Origin of the sequence: Mesorhizobium sp. M8A.F.Ca.ET.202.01.1.1 (assembly GCF_004791595.1) — a bacterium.
In the GTDB taxonomy this organism is placed as follows: domain Bacteria; phylum Pseudomonadota; class Alphaproteobacteria; order Rhizobiales; family Rhizobiaceae; genus Mesorhizobium.
The window spans coordinates 21,914-38,089 of the sequence record NZ_SRUN01000026.1 but is presented as its reverse complement, the minus strand read 5'-3'; the positions used below and the strand labels follow the sequence as shown (position 1 = coordinate 38,089).

At 64.3% G+C, this 16,176-nt stretch carries 17 protein-coding genes and 2 pseudogenes; 11 read left to right on the top strand and 8 right to left on the bottom strand.

Translation table 11 applies throughout. From position 1 onward, the window contains the following. Positions 1 to 307, top strand: a pseudogene (locus tag EN845_RS32335) (integrase); the annotation flags it as partial. 296 nt (positions 308 to 603) lie between these two features. Next, positions 604 to 1,581: a threonine/serine dehydratase gene (locus EN845_RS32330; protein WP_127871076.1), complete on the top strand. Its 978-nt coding sequence runs from the start codon at positions 604 to 606 to the stop codon at positions 1,579 to 1,581. 30 nt (positions 1,582 to 1,611) lie between these two features. Here EN845_RS32330 and EN845_RS32325 read toward each other — a convergent pair whose 3' ends face one another. From EN845_RS32325 to EN845_RS32310, 4 genes are read right to left on the bottom strand one after another with little or no spacing between them, the layout of a single operon-like run. Beyond that, positions 1,612 to 2,748, bottom strand: a complete 1,137-nt coding sequence (locus tag EN845_RS32325) for an ABC transporter permease (RefSeq protein WP_127871290.1) — start codon at positions 2,746 to 2,748, stop codon at positions 1,612 to 1,614. 8 nt (positions 2,749 to 2,756) lie between these two features. Further along, positions 2,757 to 3,677, bottom strand: coding sequence for an ABC transporter ATP-binding protein (locus tag EN845_RS32320; protein ID WP_127871075.1), 921 nt, complete (start codon positions 3,675 to 3,677; stop codon positions 2,757 to 2,759). After that, positions 3,674 to 4,627, bottom strand: a complete 954-nt coding sequence (locus EN845_RS32315; RefSeq protein WP_127871074.1) for an HlyD family efflux transporter periplasmic adaptor subunit — start codon at positions 4,625 to 4,627, stop codon at positions 3,674 to 3,676. Before EN845_RS32315 ends, EN845_RS32320 begins: the two co-directional genes overlap by 4 nt. Positions 4,628 to 4,646: 19 nt before the next feature. Then, entirely contained in the window at positions 4,647 to 5,324 is a 678-nt protein-coding gene (locus EN845_RS32310; RefSeq protein ID WP_127871073.1) for a CerR family C-terminal domain-containing protein, read from the bottom strand. Positions 5,325 to 5,415: 91 nt separating this feature from the next. Here EN845_RS32310 and EN845_RS32305 point away from each other — a divergent pair, with 91 nt between their 5' ends. From EN845_RS32305 to EN845_RS32295, 3 genes are read left to right on the top strand one after another with little or no spacing between them, the layout of a single operon-like run. Beyond that, positions 5,416 to 5,889, top strand: a complete 474-nt coding sequence (locus EN845_RS32305) for a CYTH domain-containing protein (protein WP_127871072.1) — start codon at positions 5,416 to 5,418, stop codon at positions 5,887 to 5,889. After that, the gene (locus EN845_RS32300) at positions 5,886 to 6,830 is read left to right on the top strand and encodes a CHAD domain-containing protein (protein WP_127871071.1); all 945 of its coding nucleotides are present in this window, start codon (positions 5,886 to 5,888) and stop codon (positions 6,828 to 6,830) included. The genes EN845_RS32305 and EN845_RS32300 overlap by 4 nt, the downstream gene beginning before the upstream one ends. A gap of 56 nt (positions 6,831 to 6,886) precedes the next feature. Next, positions 6,887 to 7,714, top strand: a complete 828-nt coding sequence (locus tag EN845_RS32295) for a lipo-like protein (RefSeq protein WP_127871070.1) — start codon at positions 6,887 to 6,889, stop codon at positions 7,712 to 7,714. Positions 7,715 to 7,797: 83 nt separating this feature from the next. Here the strand turns inward: EN845_RS32295 and EN845_RS32290 are convergent, their stop codons facing one another. Beyond that, positions 7,798 to 9,174 (bottom strand): adenylate/guanylate cyclase domain-containing protein, encoded by a 1,377-nt coding sequence (locus EN845_RS32290; protein WP_127871069.1) that lies wholly within the window; start codon positions 9,172 to 9,174, stop codon positions 7,798 to 7,800. A gap of 110 nt (positions 9,175 to 9,284) precedes the next feature. Further along, positions 9,285 to 10,085 carry a helix-turn-helix transcriptional regulator gene (locus EN845_RS32285; protein WP_127871068.1) on the bottom strand — a complete coding sequence of 267 codons (801 nt, stop codon included), beginning with the start codon at positions 10,083 to 10,085 and terminating at the stop codon, positions 9,285 to 9,287. A 113-nt stretch (positions 10,086 to 10,198) separates the two neighbouring features. Here EN845_RS32285 and EN845_RS32280 point away from each other — a divergent pair, with 113 nt between their 5' ends. From EN845_RS32280 to EN845_RS32265, 4 genes and pseudogenes are all read left to right on the top strand, one after another. Further along, complete coding sequence (locus EN845_RS32280) at positions 10,199 to 11,059, top strand: ATP/GTP-binding protein (protein WP_127871067.1); 861 nt, start codon at positions 10,199 to 10,201, stop codon at positions 11,057 to 11,059. An 11-nt stretch (positions 11,060 to 11,070) separates the two neighbouring features. Then, positions 11,071 to 11,338, top strand: a pseudogene (locus EN845_RS32275) (LysR substrate-binding domain-containing protein); the annotation flags it as partial. Positions 11,339 to 11,473: 135 nt separating this feature from the next. Next, a complete protein-coding gene (locus tag EN845_RS32270) occupies positions 11,474 to 11,854 on the top strand; it encodes a nuclear transport factor 2 family protein (RefSeq protein ID WP_127278296.1) in 381 nt (126 codons plus the stop codon). Next, a complete protein-coding gene (locus tag EN845_RS32265; protein WP_127278297.1) occupies positions 11,833 to 12,459 on the top strand; it encodes a DNA-3-methyladenine glycosylase in 627 nt (208 codons plus the stop codon). Before EN845_RS32270 ends, EN845_RS32265 begins: the two co-directional genes overlap by 22 nt. A 296-nt stretch (positions 12,460 to 12,755) precedes the next feature. On the opposite strand, the gene EN845_RS32260 is transcribed toward EN845_RS32265, so the two are convergent. After that, the gene (locus EN845_RS32260; protein WP_127278298.1) at positions 12,756 to 13,457 is read right to left on the bottom strand and encodes a phosphatase PAP2 family protein; all 702 of its coding nucleotides are present in this window, start codon (positions 13,455 to 13,457) and stop codon (positions 12,756 to 12,758) included. Between the two features lie 8 nt (positions 13,458 to 13,465). Beyond that, entirely contained in the window at positions 13,466 to 13,807 is a 342-nt protein-coding gene (locus EN845_RS32255) for a hypothetical protein (protein WP_056585458.1), read from the bottom strand. Positions 13,808 to 13,974: 167 nt separating this feature from the next. Here EN845_RS32255 and EN845_RS32250 point away from each other — a divergent pair, with 167 nt between their 5' ends. Together EN845_RS32250 and EN845_RS32245 are read left to right on the top strand one after the other, a co-directional pair. Beyond that, positions 13,975 to 15,366, top strand: a complete 1,392-nt coding sequence (locus EN845_RS32250) for a sensor histidine kinase (RefSeq protein ID WP_127871065.1) — start codon at positions 13,975 to 13,977, stop codon at positions 15,364 to 15,366. Next, on the top strand, positions 15,363 to 16,025 hold the full coding sequence (locus tag EN845_RS32245; RefSeq protein ID WP_127871064.1) for a response regulator transcription factor: 663 nt from the start codon (positions 15,363 to 15,365) through the stop codon (positions 16,023 to 16,025). The genes EN845_RS32250 and EN845_RS32245 overlap by 4 nt, the downstream gene beginning before the upstream one ends. The last annotated feature ends 151 nt before the right edge of the window (positions 16,026 to 16,176 follow it).

Sequence of the window (16,176 nt, the reverse complement as noted above, 5' to 3'; positions counted from 1 at the left end):
CACTCCAGCCCAGCATTACCGCCCGTCGCAACGAGCCATGCCAAGGACGCCACCCGAGCCCGATTATCCGCAAGAGGCCGCGGTTCGCTGGGTGCGCCACAATGGCGAGATCAGGTGGAATGGCGGCGTCGTCTATGTCTCGCAATCACTGGCCGGCGAAGCCGTCGCGGCCACCGAAGCCGAGGACGGCCAATGGGCACTTACCTTCCATAATTATCCGCTTGGCATCATCGACACCAGACGCATGAAGCTCATCCGCCGCAGCGCCGCGCCAACCAAACCGCTTGGCGCTGCGGCGGATGCATAGGGGGAGAACTGTTACCTATGTATCCGGTTCAATCTGTTACCCATCTATCGGCTGGACAGCTGACCTCGGCGGCAAGCGCCCTGTCCCCGTGACTATACGGGGAGTTGAGGAATGGTCCGCGTAGCGGACGAAAAGCCAACTGCTTGGCTTTTCGAATGACGAGTGCCGGCAGGCAGGTGAGGGCAGCACCGCCCGCCGTTCTGACTCACCAACTTTGTCCCTGTCACATTTTTTCGTTGGCATCGCGCAAGCCTTTCCGTGCACCATGGCCGGATCGCATCACGACAGGACCCGTCATGACCGCCCCTCCCGGCATCGCCGACATCCACGCCGCCGCCGCACGCCTCTATGGCCTGATCGTCGAGACCCCGTTGCTCGAATCGCAGGAGCTGAACCGGCGCTTCGGCGGCCGCATCCTGTTCAAGCCGGAGACGCTGCAGCGCACCGGGTCGTTCAAGTTCCGCGGCGCCTACAACAAGCTGTCGTCACTGAGCGAGGAAGAGCGGTCCCGTGGCGTCGTCGCCTTTTCCTCGGGCAACCATGCGCAAGGGGTGGCGGCTTCCGCCGCCATGTTCGGCGTCAAGGCGGTCATCGCCATGCCGGCGGATGCGCCCGACATGAAGATCGCCAATGTCCGCAAGATGGGAGCGGAGGTGGTGCCCTTCGACCGTTTCAAGGACGACCGCATGACGGTGGTCCGTCCCTATCTGGACAAGGGCATGGCGTTGGTGCCGCCCTTCGACGACCCGGCCATCATTGCCGGCCAGGGCACGATCGGACTGGAGCTGGTGAAGCAGGCGCGGGCGCTCGGCGTCAGGCTCGACGCGGTCGTCATTCCCTGCGGCGGTGGCGGCCTGACCAGCGGCATTTCCGTTGCGGTCAAGGATGCCTCGCCCGGCACTGCGATCTGGGCGGTCGAGCCCGAGCATTTCGACGACACGCGCCGCTCGCTGGCGGCGGGCGCCAGGGTTTCGAACGAGCCGGGTTGCAGTTCGATCTGCGACGCCATCCTCACCGCCGAGCCGGGCGCCATCACCTTCGAGATCAACCGCCGCAACCTCGCCGGCGCCATTGCGGTTTCCGACAGAGCGACCGCGCAGGCGATGCGCGACGCCATGGCCCATCTCAAACTGGTGGTCGAGCCCGGCGGCTGCGTCGGGCTGGCGGCGCTGTCGTCGGGCGAGATAGACCTTGCCGGCAAATGCGTCGCCGTGGTGCTCTCCGGCGGCAATGTCGATTTCGGCACCTATGCCGAGATCATGGCGGCGGCTTAGAGGCGTCGGTCATTCGGTGGCCCCTAACCTCTAATCCAGCGTGCGGCGGAACCGGAGCAGAGCCGTGCCTGCAAACACCACCACGAACAGCACCAGCCAGCCGACCTCGGCTCCTATCGCATGGAAGTCGGCACCCTTGAGCATCACCGCCCGGGTGACGCGCAGGAAATGCGTGAGCGGAAAGATCTCGCCCAGCACCTGCGCCCAACCGGGCATGCCGCGATAGGGGAACATGAAGCCCGACAGCAGCAGCGACGGCAGGAAGAAGAAGAAGGTGAGCTGCATCGCCTGCATCTGTGAGCGTGCCATGGTCGAGATCGTGTAGCCGAGCAGCACCAGCGCCAGCACAAAGACAAGCACCGCAGACAAAAGCAGCGTCAGCGAGCCGACGAACGGGATGCTGAACAGGAGCTTCGCCGCGGTCAACACCACCGCCACCTGCACCGCGCCGACCACGAGGAAGGGCAGCACCTTGCCGAGCATGATCTCGGCCGGGCTGGAAGGCATCGCCAAAAGGTTCTCCATCGTGCCGCGTTCGGTCTCACGGGTCAGCGCCATGGCGGTCATCATCACCATGGTCATCTGCAGGATCACGCCGAGCAGGCCAGGCACGATGTTGTATTGCGAGATGCCTTCGGGATTGTAGCGCTGGTGCACCACCACCTGCAGCTGCCCCCTGGCGCTTTCAGCGGCGGCCGCCTGCATGCCCTGCGCGCGCAGCAGCGCTTGGCTCGCCACCTTGCTCAATGTCGAAACGGCGCCGCTCGCCGCCGACGGGTCGGTTGCGTCGGCCTCGATCAGGATCTGCGGGTTGTCGCCGCGCTCGACCCGCCGGGCGAAATCGGCGGGGATCGTCACCACGAAAGAGACAGCGCCCTTGGCCATCAGTTCCTCGGCCTCCGCGGCGCTCTGCGCGACAAAGTCGAAGTGGTAGTAACCCGTCATCTGCAGGGCGGAGGCCATGGCGCGCGTATACTGGTCGTTGCTGATGGCAACGAGCGCCGTCGGCAGGCTCTTGGGATCGTTGTTGATGGCGAAGCCAAACAGCACCAGTTGCAACAGCGGCACGCCCAGCATCATGGCGAAGGTGATGCGGTCGCGCCGCATCTGGATGAACTCCTTGATCAGCAGCGCGCCGAGCCGGGCAAAGGAAAAGACGCTGTTCATGCCATGTTTCATGTCATGTTGTCCTTCGAACCGGACATGAACTGGATGAAGACGTCCTCGAGGCTGGTTTCGCCAGGCGTCACGGTCACGCCCTTGTGCTCTCTCTCGACATCGGCAAGCGCTGCTTCAAGCTTCTTGCGGTCGGAGCCGACGACATGCAGCGTGGCGCCGAACGGCGCCACCTGGTCGACGCCGGCGCGGCCCTCAAGCGCTTCGGCCACCTTGTCAAGCCGCGGCCCCCGCACCACGAAAGTGGTCAGCCCTGCGTTCTTCACCACTTCGGCCACGGTGCCGGTGGCCAGCATCTTGCCGTAGGAGATGTAGCTGATGCGATGGCAGCGCTCGGCCTCGTCCATATAGTGGGTGGAGACCAGCACGGTCAGCCCGCCGCTGGCAAGGCGATGGATCTCGTCCCAGAATTCGCGCCGCGCCTTCGGGTCGACGCCAGCCGTCGGCTCGTCGAGCAGAAGCAGCTTCGGCTTGTGCATGATGCAGGCGGCCAGCGCCAGCCGCTGCTTCCAGCCGCCGGACAAGGTGCCGGCCAGCTGGTTGCGGCGCGTCGCCAGGCCGAGCTCCTCCAATGTCCGGGCGACATACTCCTCGACTGGTCTCAGCCGGTAGAGCCGCGCCACGAATTCCAGATTCTCGCCGATCGTGAGATCCTCGTAGAACGAGAATTTCTGCGTCATGTAGCCGACTTCGCGCTTGATCCTGAGCGAGTCCGTGCGGATGTTGAAACCCAGCACCGTGCCTTCGCCCTCGTCCGGCGTCAGCAGGCCGCACATGATGCGGATGGTGGTGGTCTTGCCCGAGCCGTTGGGGCCAAGGAAGCCGACGATCTCGCCCTCGGCGACCGACATGGTCACATGGTCGACGACGATCTTGCCGCCGAAGCGCTTGACCAGGCCGCGGACGTCGATGGCGTTCATTTTCTCATATCCGCGAGATCGACATCGACGATCTGGCCGGGCTGCAGCGGCCCCGCATCGCCCTCCGGCCGCGCCTCGACGAGGTAGACCAGCTTCTGCCGGTTTTCCAGGGAGTAGATCACCGGCGGGGTGAATTCGGGATCGGGCGAGATATAGCTGACGCGCGCCCTCACGTCCGGGCCGCAGCCGTCGCAATGGACGCTGAGCAGGCTGCCGACCTTGACCGAGGAGAAGGCCGCTTCCGGAATATAGACGCTGAGCTTCACCGCGCCGTCGGGGAGCACCGAGATGACAGGCGCGGTCGGGCCCGCCGTGTCGCCGGGATTGCGGATGACGTCGTTGACGCGGCCGGGCGAAGGGGCCGCGAGCGTGCGCTTGGAGAGGCGCCACACCGCCTGCTCCAGTTCGGCCTGCGCCTGCTTGACCTGGTTGTCGGCGGCCTTGATCGTCTCGGCGCGCGCCGGCAGGCCGCCGACGGCGAGATTGGCCTCGGCCTGGCCGACCTGGGCGTTGGCGGTTTCCAGCGTCGCCGAGGCGGTGTCATAGTCGGCCTGGGTGCCGGTGCCGCGCTTGAACAGATCGGCGGCGCGAGCGTATTTGCGTCTTGCGTCGTCTGCCTGCGCCTTGGCCATGTCGACTTGAGCCTTCAGTGCGGCGATTTCTTCGGGCCGCTTGCCGACCTGCAGGTCGGCCAACTGCGCCTGTGCTTGGGCGAGGCTTGCCTGCGCCTGCGCCACCGCGATCTTGGCGTCGGCATTTTCAAGTGTCACCACGGTGGCTCCCGCCGTGACGCGATCGCCGCGCTTCACCGTCACCGTCTCGACCTGTGCCACCTCGATCGGCGCCAGCAGCACGTATTCGCCCTCGACATAACCGACGGCGAGCGGTGCCGCCGGGGCGCAGGCACCGAACAGCTGGGTGGCGAGCGGCAGCGAACACAGGAAGCTCATTGTCTTGGTCCCTTCATCCCTACCCTTTTCGGGCGGCCAGCATGGCGCCGAGGTTGTCCGTGGTGGCCGCCACCACCTTGGCGGCCTCGGCGGCACCGATGTCTTGCCAGCCCATGCGGCGCATCACCGCCTCGCGGCCGATGCGGAAATAGATGACCTGGCCGATCAGCGTGAACACGGTGAGCCGGGTCCGTTCGCTCTCGGCCGGCTCGCCGGTGGCTTGCTCCCAGAGCAGGCACAGGCGGCGATGCGCCGGCTCGAAGACGCCGTCATAGATGCGGTCGAGCGCCGCCGTCGGATGCGACAGTTCGCGCAGCACGAACTGCACGATCTCCCCGGCCTGCGGGCTGGCCACGACAAAGCCGACCATCCGTTCCAGGGCCGCGAACAGCTGCGCGCGCGCCGCCTCCGGGTCGCCAGCCGTCGCGGCCTGTTCATTGAGCGCCTGACCGGCGACGGCCTGAATGGTCTCGACGATGAAGTCGGCGGCAGCGGCGCGAAGACCTTCCTTGCCACCGAAATGATAGGCGATCGAGCCGATATTGGCCCCCGCCTCGGCGGCGATTTCACGCGTCGAGGTGCCGTCGAAGCCCTGCCGCCCGAACAGTTTCAGCGCCGCCCGAACGAGCGCGGCACGCGTTAGCTCAGCCGGGGATGTCGCGTGGCGGGGCGGCTTGGCGTCCGACAATTTGATCATGGTAAGCACTTTAATCAATCGATTGATTAAAGTCAACTTGTGTGCGGCGCCGTCTTGCCATCGCCTTCGGCAAACGCTTTAGTGCGCGGCCATGGGCAAGGAAGTCGAGCGTAAGTTCCTGGTCTCCAGCCCCGCGTGGCGGGATCTGGTGGAAGCGGATATCCGCATTCTCCAGTTCTATCTCGCCACGGCACCCGGACGAACCGTCCGCATCCGCATCAGTGATGGCGCCTCGGCCAAGCTGACGCTCAAATTCGGCAGCAGCGCGCGCGAGCGCGACGAATTCGAATATCCGATCCCGCTGGCGGAGGCGGTGGAGATGCTGGACTTCGCCATCGGACGTGTCATCGAGAAGACACGCTACCATGTTAGACATCGCGGCTATCTCTATGAAGTCGATGTCTTTGGCGGCGCACTGGCGGGACTTGTGGTGGCCGAACTCGAGACTCCGGAAGACGTTCCGGATGAAATGCTGCCGGACTGGCTCGGCCGTGAAGTCACCGGTGAACAGATGTTCTACAACGCGTCGCTCGCCCTCGGGGGGATACCGGAGATCGCCGCATGAGCTTTCGCATAGACCCGCGCCTGCCGCTGACCGGCGAGGTCAGACGCATCCTTGCCGAGGAAATCGGCAAGGCCCTGCAACATCTGGACGTGGCGCGCACTCGGCCCGAACAGGGGCTACACAAATGCCGCAAGCGGCTGAAGAGCGCGCGCGCCTTGTTGCGCCTCGTTCGTTCCGGAGACGAAACGTTCTGTGCCACGGAAAACCAATGCTATCGCAATGTGGCGGCGCTGCTTGCCGGCCCGCGTGAAGCGACAGCTCTGATCGAAACCATCGATCGGCTGGCGGCGGCCTTTGCCAGGGAAAGCGCCGATGGCGGGCTCGATGCCGTGCGCGACCGGCTGATCGCACGCCAGCATGATTTGCACGAAGGCGCCGGGCTGAAGGCAGCGATCGGCGCGGCCGCCGCTGCCTGCGAAGACGGCATGAAGCGCATCGAAACCCTTACCCTGCCCGACCAGCCGGAACAGGCCGCCGACGTGCTTGCCGAAGGCGCCCGCGCCACCTTGCGCCGTGCAAGGAGGGCCCTCGACAAGGCCGGCTCGCACGGCGAGGCCGGCGATTTCCACGACCTGCGCAAGGCGGCCAAGACGCATGGCATGCACCTGTCGCTGCTCGGCAGGCTGTGGCCGACCCCGATCAAGGCGCGGCGCAAGGCCGTCGACGCACTGGGCGAACGGCTCGGCGAACTGCATGATGTGTTCGTCATGCGTGCGTTGCTCGAGGCGGACGACGAGCCGCTGGGGCCGTCCGACGATACGAAACTTCTCGGCAAGCTGCTCAAGCGTTCGGAAAAGAGCCTGAAGAAGGCGTGCCTTGCCGAGGCGGCCGAACTGTTTGGCGACAGCCCCAAGCGCTCGACGAAAAAGCTTGCCCGCAAGGCCCGCGACGATCTTGCCGGCTCGGCCGAAGACGCCCGCGCACTTGCGGCCACCGGCTGATCCGGACCGAACATGCTTTGCCCTCGGGCACCGGCCTGTGGTAATCGCCATAGCCGATGACCGAGCCTGGCGACATGCTTCTGGATCGACTGGGCCGCTGGCTTGCCGGTCGGCTGCAGGAAGAATCGTCGGGATACGAGCCCTACACGCCTTCCGACGCCGAAACACTGCGCCGCACGTTGGAGCCGGGCGACGTCCTGCTGATCGAAGGCAACCAGAAGATCTCGGCGGCGATCAAGTATCTGACCCAGTCGACGTGGTCGCATGCGGCCTTCTATGTCGGCGATGCGTTGGCCGAACCGGATGACGGCTCGGAACGCAGGCGGCTGATCGAGGTCACGCTCGGCGAAGGCTGTGTCGCCGTACCCTTGTCGCGGTACCGGACCTACAATACCCGCATCTGCCGGGCGAGCGGCCTGGCACCCGAAGACCGCGACAAGGTCGTCGCCTTCATGATCAGCAAGCTCGGCCTGAGATACGACCTCAAGAACATCTTCGACATGCTGCGCTATTTCATGCCGACGCCGCCGGTGCCGGTGCGCTGGCGCCGCCGCATGCTGGCCTTCGGCTCCGGCGACCCGACGCGGGCGATCTGCTCGACGCTGATTGCCGAGGCTTACGGCCAGATCCGCTATCCGATCCTGCCCGAGATAACCCGCGCGCCCGGCCGCGCCTCGGCACAGTCGAACTATTCGCGCAGGGAAATCCTGCACATCCGCCATCACTCGCTCTACACGCCGCGCGATTTCGACCTGTCGCCGTTTTTCCGCATCGTCAAGCCGACGCTGGAATATGGTTTCGACTACCGGCAAATGGTCTGGGACGACAAGGCAAGCACGGACGCCGCAGCCGCAAAGGCTGGCGCAACCGCGACGGACACGTGATGGCTTTCCGCCTAGGTCAGGACATGCCTGGCGCGGCCTACCGCTGTCCTGCCGAGGTGCAGCGTTTCACATGGCGGCCTATGTCACGCCGGAACCGCAACAACACCCTGGTTTTCGGCTCTGCGTTCGACCCAGACATGGACCGGTTCGTCCCGGCCGCGGATGCTCATCGGTCCATGATCGCGCGCATTCAACGGTGTCGTGGGCGATTCCGCCTTCGCCGCCTCAATCAGTCGTGACCCAAAGCAAATATTCGCCTGAAGCTCACGGCAGAGCGACTGCAAACGGCTGGCGACGTTGACGGTGTCGCCCACCACCGCGAAGGACAGATTGCGCTCGCTGCCGACCGCGCCGATGACCACTGCGCCATATTGTACACCGATCCGAACGTCCAGCGGCGGGTATCCCCTGGACACACGCTGTACATTCCAGTCCTCGAGAGCGGCGACCATCGCTTCAGCGCACTGGATGGCCCGAGTCGCGTCGTCATGGCTGGCTTGCGGAACCCCGAATGTCGCCATGATGCAATCGCCGATATAGTTATCGACGGTGCCACGGTGGTCGAAAACGACTTGTTCCATGCGACGGTGGAACTGACGCAGGAGTTCGAACACTGCTTCGGCCGGATGATCCTCGGAATAGTGTGTGAAGCCGACGATGTCGGCGAACAGCACCGCGATATCCTGCCGGCGAACCGGGCCGAAGGGCTCGTCATCGGCGGCGAGCTGGTCGACGACATTGGGCGAAAAATGCCGGGCGAGATTGGCGCGGGCGCGCTCTGCCTTGACATAGTCTTCCGACAGATGTCGGGAACGAAAGACGACCAGCGCCATGATCGCGCCGATAATCAGCACAACCAACACGTTGGTCGCCTGCGCGAATGTATCGACGAAATTGGGGTTGAGATAGAGGTTCAGTCGCTCTGTCATTGGCAGCGAATAGAGGTTCGTCGCCGGAATTACGGTTCCCGGATGGGAAATCACCCATCCCACCCCGATCGCCCATGTCAGGGCCGCGAGCGCGCCGAGATAGAGTGCCAATCGTGTCGAAAGGGTCAGAGCGCCAAGGCATACGAAAATCAGCAGGTATTTAAAGCTGCCCTCGCGCAGTTGCATCGCGGCCGGCGCGACCTCGAGGGAAAACGGGTTGGGCGTTATCAGCAGAACGGTCAACAGAATGATGTCCAGCGTACCGGTGAGGTAACCGATCCACCATCGCGCCGTACGACGGCGAGCAAAGAGAAACTGGATCAGGCCGACCAGCTGGAACAGCACGAGGCCCGCCAGCACGAAGAGCAGCGAAGCATCCCAGCGGCTGGTCAATGAAAAGAAGCAGGAGATCACGGCGAGCGATGCCGTACGCGCCCAGAACTGTAATGCAGCACCCTGGCGTTCTGCGCGCGCCCGCAAATTTTTCAGGCGCGAATAGCGGCGAAGTTCAAGTGTTGGCGCGGTCGACATAGGATCACTTCGATTTCATGGGGACGTGTCACGCATTCGGCAAACCCGCCTTCTACAATCTGACAAATCAGTGCGCGAACTATATCATGAATGTGATTTCGGTTTCTGTATCAGGCCGGTAACGGGCGGCGTCCCTTTGCAGGAGCGGCGGGCCGATCGAACGCCCCGGTGTCGCGCGGATGCGGGCCGATCGGCATGATCGCCTCGAACGGCGTGGCGCCGAAGGCGAACGTCCATTTGTAGCCGACCAACCCGTCCTCGGGCGTGGTGTGCTGGTCGTGATGGGCGAGCAGTTTCGCGCGGTCGGCCAGTTCCTCGGCCTCGCGCCGCACCATTTCCGCCGTCTCCGGCCGCATCCGCCTGGAGAAGCTGACGAAGGTCGCCTCCTTCTCGATATGGGTGATCGCCCAACCGATGAAATTCTTGTTGGTCATCTCGAACAGCGGCCTGAGCGGCCCCTCGAAATTCCATTGAATCGGCGTCTCGACCAGCAATTTCGCGGACAGGCCACGGCCGAGCGCGATCAGGCCGAGCTGCTCGAGGTCGCGCAGATAGAGGAACATCGAGGCTTCGCTCAGGCCCTGCGAGCGCATGATGCCTTCAGGCGTGAACTTTTCCGACAGCATGACGAAGACGAACAGCAGCGCCGGACGGCCGGCGAGCCGGCGCTCGATCTCCGGCGCGACGTGGTTGACCGGCCCCGGCCCCCTGCTCATCGAGCCGAGCACGTTTTCCAGTTCCACGCCGGCGGCGGCGCAGATCTCCACCAGCCGGTCGAGCTTGCAGTTCTTCTCATGGAAGATGCGCTTCACCGTCGGCTCGGAAACGCCCATGCGTTCGGCAAGCTCGCGATACGTGACGCCCTTCGCCTTCAGCGTCCGCTTAAGCGCCTCGAAGACCAGACCGTTCATGGGATGCACCTCTTGCCGTCGGTTTCGTATCGGTATTCGATACTAGTGGCAATCTGGCTTCCCGAAAAGTATCGAAAAGCCTAGCTCTTCGCCGACATCAAAGGAGAGCAGTCATGAATATCTTCGTCACCTCAGCCTTTATCGCCACCATCGGCATAGCGGCCGCACCGCCGGCCCAGGCCGGAGAACTCTGGCGGGCAACGGGCCTCGAACAGCCGGAATCGGCGCTGTTCGACGCCGCCAATAACCGCATCATCGTTTCCAACATATCAGGCAATCCGGGCGACGCCGACGGCAATGGTTATCTCAGCGTGCTGTCCACGGAGGGCAAGATCGTCACCCAGCACTGGACCGACGGCATGGACGCGCCCAAGGGCATGGCGATAGCGGGCGGCAAGCTCTATGTCGCCGACATCACCAAGGTCCGCGTCGTCGACCTCGCCAGCGGCAAGCTCATCGCCAGCATCGTGATCCCGAATGCCGTCTTCCTGAACGACATGACGTCGGACCAGTCGGGCAAGGTCTATGTCACCGACATGCTGGCCGACACGATCTACCGCATCGACGGCGACAGACCGGAGCTGTTTGTCAGGGACGCCATGCTCGCTTCACCCAACGGCGTCTTCGCCGATGGCAGCAGGCTGATCGTCGCCTCCTGGGGCAAGGGCATCAAGCCCGACTTCAGCACGGCCGAGCCGGGCGGGCTGCTGGCGGTCGACCTCGCCAGCAAGGCGGTGACGCCGCTGGCGGGCGCGCAGAAATTCGCCGACCTCGACGGCGTCATCGCGCTGGGCGACACCATCTACGCCACCGCCTACATGACCGGCACGCTCTACCGATACAGGACCGGCGGCGCGCCGCAAGCGGTGGCGCATTTCAAGCCGGGCAGTGCCGACATCGGCACCGACGGCAAGTCGATCCTCTATGTGCCGCTGATGAACGAGGGCGAGGTGGCGGCGCTGAAGATCGATTGAGAGCCCATACCGGCCGCTCCAGAACTGAGAGTGCGCGTCGACGGACAGCTGACCTTCAATTCGACGATCCCCATGATCGACGCCGCCGTGAGCGGACTAGGGATCGCCTACGTGCCGGAGAATTTGGTGACCGACGAGATTCGGTCGGGCCGGCTGGTGCTGATGCTCGACGAATGGTGCCCGCTGTTCCCGGGCTATTACCTCTACTATCCGACCCGCCGGCAGAATTCGCCGGCCTTCGCGGTGATCGCCAATGCCCTGCGCCATGCGGATGTCTAGTGAAAAGTGATCGACAAGTGCGGCCGGCGGCGCCTCGGCTGGCTTTGCGAACGCCATTCGGCGCAATCTCGAAGGTCCGCTCTAGGCAGGCATATATGGTATGACGGCCCGGCATCGGCGGCCAAGGAGTTCGAGATGGAAGACCGAGAGATCAGAGCGGCCCTGGATCGTCACTGGGCCGCTTCCGACACCAGCGACTTCGAAGCTGAGCACGAGATCTACCGGGAGGACGCAGTGCTCGACTATCCGCAATCGGGCGAGCGCATAAGCGGGCGGCGCAACATCCAGTCGTCCCGCGCCGCGCAGCCGAACCGCAAGCGCTTCATCGTGCGCCGCATCACAGGCACCGGTGACCTCTGGGTCACCGAATATGTCCTGACCTATGACGGGCGGCCGTCCTACACGGTCAGCATCATGGAGTTCCTCGACGGCAAGGTGGTCCGCGAGACGCAGTATTTCGGCGATCCGTTCGAACCCGGACCTTCGCGCGCGCAATGGGTCGAACGGATCCCGTGAACCGCTCGACAAATCATCCACCGCTCGCGCGGGAAGAACTGCCGGACGATACGGCCGCCCTTGCCCGTTATCTCATCGGCAAGCTGGTGGTGCGCGACTTGCCCGACGGCAGGGTCAGCGGGCGGATCGTCGAGACGGAAGCCTATGTCGCCGGCGATGCCGCCGGGCATGGCTTTCGAGGGATGACGGAGCGCAACCGGTCGCTGTTTCTCGAGCGCGGGCACGCCTATGTCTATCTCGCCTATGGCATCTCGTTCATGCTGAACGTTTCGAGCGAGGCGCAAGGCACGGGAACCGGCGTGCTGATCCGGGCGCTGGAACCGCTGGAAGGCATCGAGATCATGCGGCTGAACCGTGGCGTCGAGCGCCTGCGCGACCTGGCGCGCGGGCCCGGAAGGCTGGCCGCGGCATTGCGGATCGATCGATCGCTCGACGGGCTCGACCTTTGCCGGGAAGGCTCGCTATGGCTTGCACACGATGAATTCGAGGCCGGCGCGATCGGACAGGGCATCAGGATCGGCATTTCGAAGGACGCGGACCGCCTGCTTCGCTTTTACCTGAAGGAAAGTCCTTTCGTCAGCGGCCCGGCATCGCTCAACCGTTGAGCGACGGTTGCTCCGCCTCTTGTTTTCCCGCCAGCTGCGCCCGCGCATCGCCGATCGACGCGGCATAGGTCACCAGCGGCCGCTTGACGCTTGCGGCACGTTAGCGTCTTCGCCTGATTGTCCATTTCTCGATATTTTCCGAGGATTTCAGCCTAAGGTGCCGCACATTCGGGGCAGGGGATAACGAGGTTGAACGTTTTCAAGATCTTGATGACATCAGCAGGCTTGCTACCAATGGCTTTGGCCCTGGCGGGCTGTGGTGGGCACCTCATCAACAGGTTGATCTGACGGCGAGGTCAGGCATCGTCGCTCACCGCCTGGCGCCGTTGCAGAATCCTCGCCACCAGCCAGCATAGCATCGCCCAGGCGAAGCCGGCACACCAGCCCGCCAGCACATCGGACGGCCAGTGGACGCCCAGATAGACGCGGCTGACGCCGACCAGCACCGTCGTCAGCACCGCCAGGAACAACACGTAGACCTTGGTGGTTCGGCCTGGCAGGAAGCGTGCCGCCAGCGAACCGAGCGTGAGATAGGTCACCGCCGACAGCATGGCGTGGCCGCTCGGGAAGGAGAGCGAGGTCTCGTTGACCAGATGCGAAACCAGTTCCGGGCGTGGCCGGTCGACGCCGACTTTCAGCAGGCTCGACAGGAGCTGGCCGCCCGCCACGGCAACGAAGATGAGAAGCGCGGTGCCTCGCCTGCGGATCAAAAGCAGATATATGATCGCCGCCGTGGTGATCAGCACCAGCACGCTGGTACTGCCAAGACTGGTGACGTCGCGCATCGCCCCTTCCAGCCATGATGGACCGATGGGAACGCCGGGCTGGCCCGGCTGGCGGAAGGCAAGCAGGATTTCGGTATCGAAGGCGTGCGGCGTGGTGGCCCGTGCCACCTCCATCAATTCCTCGAACGCCCACAGCCCACCAGCGATGACCAGGCCGGCCAGCAGCACCGGGAATTCGACCCGGTTGAGCAGCGTTTTCGCAGCGTTTTTCATCGGCACGGTTATAACCGCCCTTGCAGATAGGGCCCAAGGGTGATCAGCGCCACGGCGGCGATCGCCAGCATGATGCCGGTCGCCTGCAGCGCGTTGACGCGCTCGCCGAAGAACACCAGCGCCACGACATTGACCGAGACCAGCTGGATGACCGCCGAAAGGCTGAACGACACCGACATGCCGAACTCGCGGATCAGCCGCAGCATGATCAGATTGCCCAGCGAATAGAGCGCCAGCGTCAGCAGGATCTTGCCCAGGCTCGGCGCCAGTCCCCATTGCTTGGCGGCGGTCGCCGCCAGCAGGAAGATCACCGTTGAAAAACCCAGCTGCAGCAATCCCGAAAAACTCAACGTCCGTCCCCCTCGAAGTGGCTTTCGCCTGATATCGCGGACCTTGTTTCCGAAGCGCGCCGAGACGTCAAGCGAGGTCGTTGCAACGAAGGTCTTGGCAACGGCGAGACTGAAGCTCAATGTGCTGGAATCGCCCAGCATATCGATAGAAGGGCGGTCAGGGGACCATGATTCGTATTCTTCAGAACTTGGCGCGGCGCTGGAGCGAGCTTTCCCTTGCCCTGCAATTCGTCGTTGCCGGCGGCTTTGGGCTGCTGGTCGTCATGCTGATCGTGGGGACTTGGGTGACGACGCAGATCCGGGACGGCGTCATTCGCAATTCGGCCGCCACGACGGCGCTTTATGTCGACAGTGTGATTGCGCCGCTGCTGCCCGACCTGCGCAAGAGCGAGGAGCTCAGCGAATCCGTCAAACAGGCGCTCGACGAGACACTCGGCCAGGGCGCGCTCGGCAAACGCCTGGCGTCGTTCAGGCTCTGGCGCCGCGACGGCACGGTGCTCTACGCGAAGGACGCGGATTTGATCGGCCGCCGCTTCGAGCTGAACAAAAATCTGCGTTCCGCCTTCCAGGGTAGCGTCATGGCCCAGTTCGATACGTTCGACGAGGACGAAGACAAGGAGCGGGCCGCGGGTGTGCCGTTGCTCGAAATCTACAATCCGGTGCGCGAACCCTGGTCCGGCGACGTGGTCGCCGTCACCGAATTCTACGAGCTCGCCGGCGATTTCAAGGCCACCCTGGCTTCCGCCCTGCTGTCGAGCTGGCTGATCGTGGCCGGCACCACCTTGACGGCATTCCTGCTTCTGTCGGGCATCGTCCTGCGCGCCAGCCGCACCATCGACGACCAGCGCGGGGCGCTGCGCCGCCAGGTGTCGGAACTGCAGGGCCTGGTGACGCAGAACAGCGCCTTGCGGCAGCGCGTGCAGCGGGCGTCCCGCCGCGCCACCGCGCTCAACGAACGATACCTGCGCCGGATCGGCGCCGACCTGCATGACGGCCCGGCCCAGCTCGTGGCCCTGGCGGCGCTGCGCATGGACAGCCCGGTGTTTACCGGCGACGGCCATGGCAGCGAAGGCCGCTCGACCGAGGTCGCCATGATCCGCAAGACGCTGGAGGACGCGATGCGCGAGATTCGCGGCATCTGCACCGGCCTGGTGCTGCCGCAGATAGAAACGGCGGCGGCGGCGGACGTGTTGCGGCTGGCCGTCGAGGAACATGAGCACCGGACGGGCACGTCGGTGACGCTTACGCTGCCCAAACATTTGCCCGAGCCCGGCGCTTCTGAGAAGATCAGTGTCTATCGCTTCGTGCAGGAGGGGCTGAACAATGCCTACCGCCACGGACGGGGCAAGGATCAGGCGGTGCGTGCGGGAATGAAGAATGGCCGGCTTTTCGTCGAAGTGTCGGATGGCGGGCCGGGCTTCGATCCGGCTCGGGCCGAGGGGTTGGGGCTGGCCGGCCTCAGGGAGCGGGTTGAAAGCATTGGCGGACAGTTCGAAACCCTGACGGGGCCGAAGGGCACGAAACTGGTGATCCGTTTTTCGGTCGAGGAGCAAGCATAATGGGCGCCATCCGCATCGCCATTGTCGACGACCATCCTCTCTTCCGCGAGGGTGTGACACGCAGCCTGTCGGAGATCGGAGGCTTCGAGGTGGTCGGAGAAGGGGCTACCGCGCAGGACGCGGAACGCATCGCCTCGACCGTGCAGCCCGACATATTGCTGCTCGACATTTCCATGCCCGGCGGCGGCCTGGCCGCGGTTGCAAGCATCCTTGCCGACCATCCCGCCCAGAAGATCGTCATGCTGACCGTTTCGGAGGCCAATGCCGACGTGACCAAGGCCCTGAACGCGGGGGTGCACGGCTATATCCTCAAAGGAGTCGGGTCGCGCTCGCTTGCCGATATCCTGCGCAACGTGGCGGCCGGCGAAAGCTATCTTTCGCCGATGTTGTCGGCCCGGCTGCTTTCCGATGTGCAGTCGTTGCAGCCCACCAACGGCGTGGCGGACCGGCTGCGGCAACTCACCGGCCGACAGACCGAAATCCTGCGGCTGGTGGCGGAAGGACTGAGCAACAAGGAAGTTGCCTTGCGCCTGGAACTGCAGGAGAAGACCGTCAAGCACCACATGACGGGGGTGCTGTCGAAACTCAGCGTGCGGAACCGCACCGAGGCTGCCCTCATGATGCGCGAGTTTCGCGACCGCGAGAGGGACTTCTCATAGAGCGGTTCGGCGTCGTTGGAATCGCCGACTTACGGCAACGCAGCCAGGGAAAGCGCTACGTGCTTTCCCTGGAATTCTCCAAGTCATCGCAGCATTGGAACACAGCGCGAAAACGAGGTCACCTCCGCCGGGGGGCGGCGGAGGTGACGTG

Excerpts from the sequence above, each read along its gene's own strand:
- EN845_RS32280 (WP_127871067.1), top strand. The coding sequence starts at position 10,199 with ATGAATATCTTCGTCACCTCAGCCTTTATCGCCACCATCGGCATAGCG.
- EN845_RS32265 (WP_127278297.1), top strand. The coding sequence starts at position 11,833 with ATGGGTCGAACGGATCCCGTGAACCGCTCGACAAATCATCCACCGCTC.
- EN845_RS32285 (WP_127871068.1), bottom strand. The coding sequence starts at position 10,085 with ATGAACGGTCTGGTCTTCGAGGCGCTTAAGCGGACGCTGAAGGCGAAG.
- EN845_RS32315 (WP_127871074.1), bottom strand. The coding sequence starts at position 4,627 with ATGAGCTTCCTGTGTTCGCTGCCGCTCGCCACCCAGCTGTTCGGTGCC.
- EN845_RS32305 (WP_127871072.1), top strand. The coding sequence starts at position 5,416 with ATGGGCAAGGAAGTCGAGCGTAAGTTCCTGGTCTCCAGCCCCGCGTGG.
- EN845_RS32295 (WP_127871070.1), top strand. The coding sequence starts at position 6,887 with ATGACCGAGCCTGGCGACATGCTTCTGGATCGACTGGGCCGCTGGCTT.
- EN845_RS32330 (WP_127871076.1), top strand. The coding sequence starts at position 604 with ATGACCGCCCCTCCCGGCATCGCCGACATCCACGCCGCCGCCGCACGC.
- EN845_RS32270 (WP_127278296.1), top strand. The coding sequence starts at position 11,474 with ATGGAAGACCGAGAGATCAGAGCGGCCCTGGATCGTCACTGGGCCGCT.
- EN845_RS32250 (WP_127871065.1), top strand. The coding sequence starts at position 13,975 with ATGATTCGTATTCTTCAGAACTTGGCGCGGCGCTGGAGCGAGCTTTCC.
- EN845_RS32325 (WP_127871290.1), bottom strand. The coding sequence starts at position 2,748 with ATGAACAGCGTCTTTTCCTTTGCCCGGCTCGGCGCGCTGCTGATCAAG.
- EN845_RS32320 (WP_127871075.1), bottom strand. The coding sequence starts at position 3,677 with ATGAACGCCATCGACGTCCGCGGCCTGGTCAAGCGCTTCGGCGGCAAG.
- EN845_RS32290 (WP_127871069.1), bottom strand. The coding sequence starts at position 9,174 with ATGTCGACCGCGCCAACACTTGAACTTCGCCGCTATTCGCGCCTGAAA.
- EN845_RS32310 (WP_127871073.1), bottom strand. The coding sequence starts at position 5,324 with ATGATCAAATTGTCGGACGCCAAGCCGCCCCGCCACGCGACATCCCCG.
- EN845_RS32260 (WP_127278298.1), bottom strand. The coding sequence starts at position 13,457 with ATGAAAAACGCTGCGAAAACGCTGCTCAACCGGGTCGAATTCCCGGTG.
- EN845_RS32300 (WP_127871071.1), top strand. The coding sequence starts at position 5,886 with ATGAGCTTTCGCATAGACCCGCGCCTGCCGCTGACCGGCGAGGTCAGA.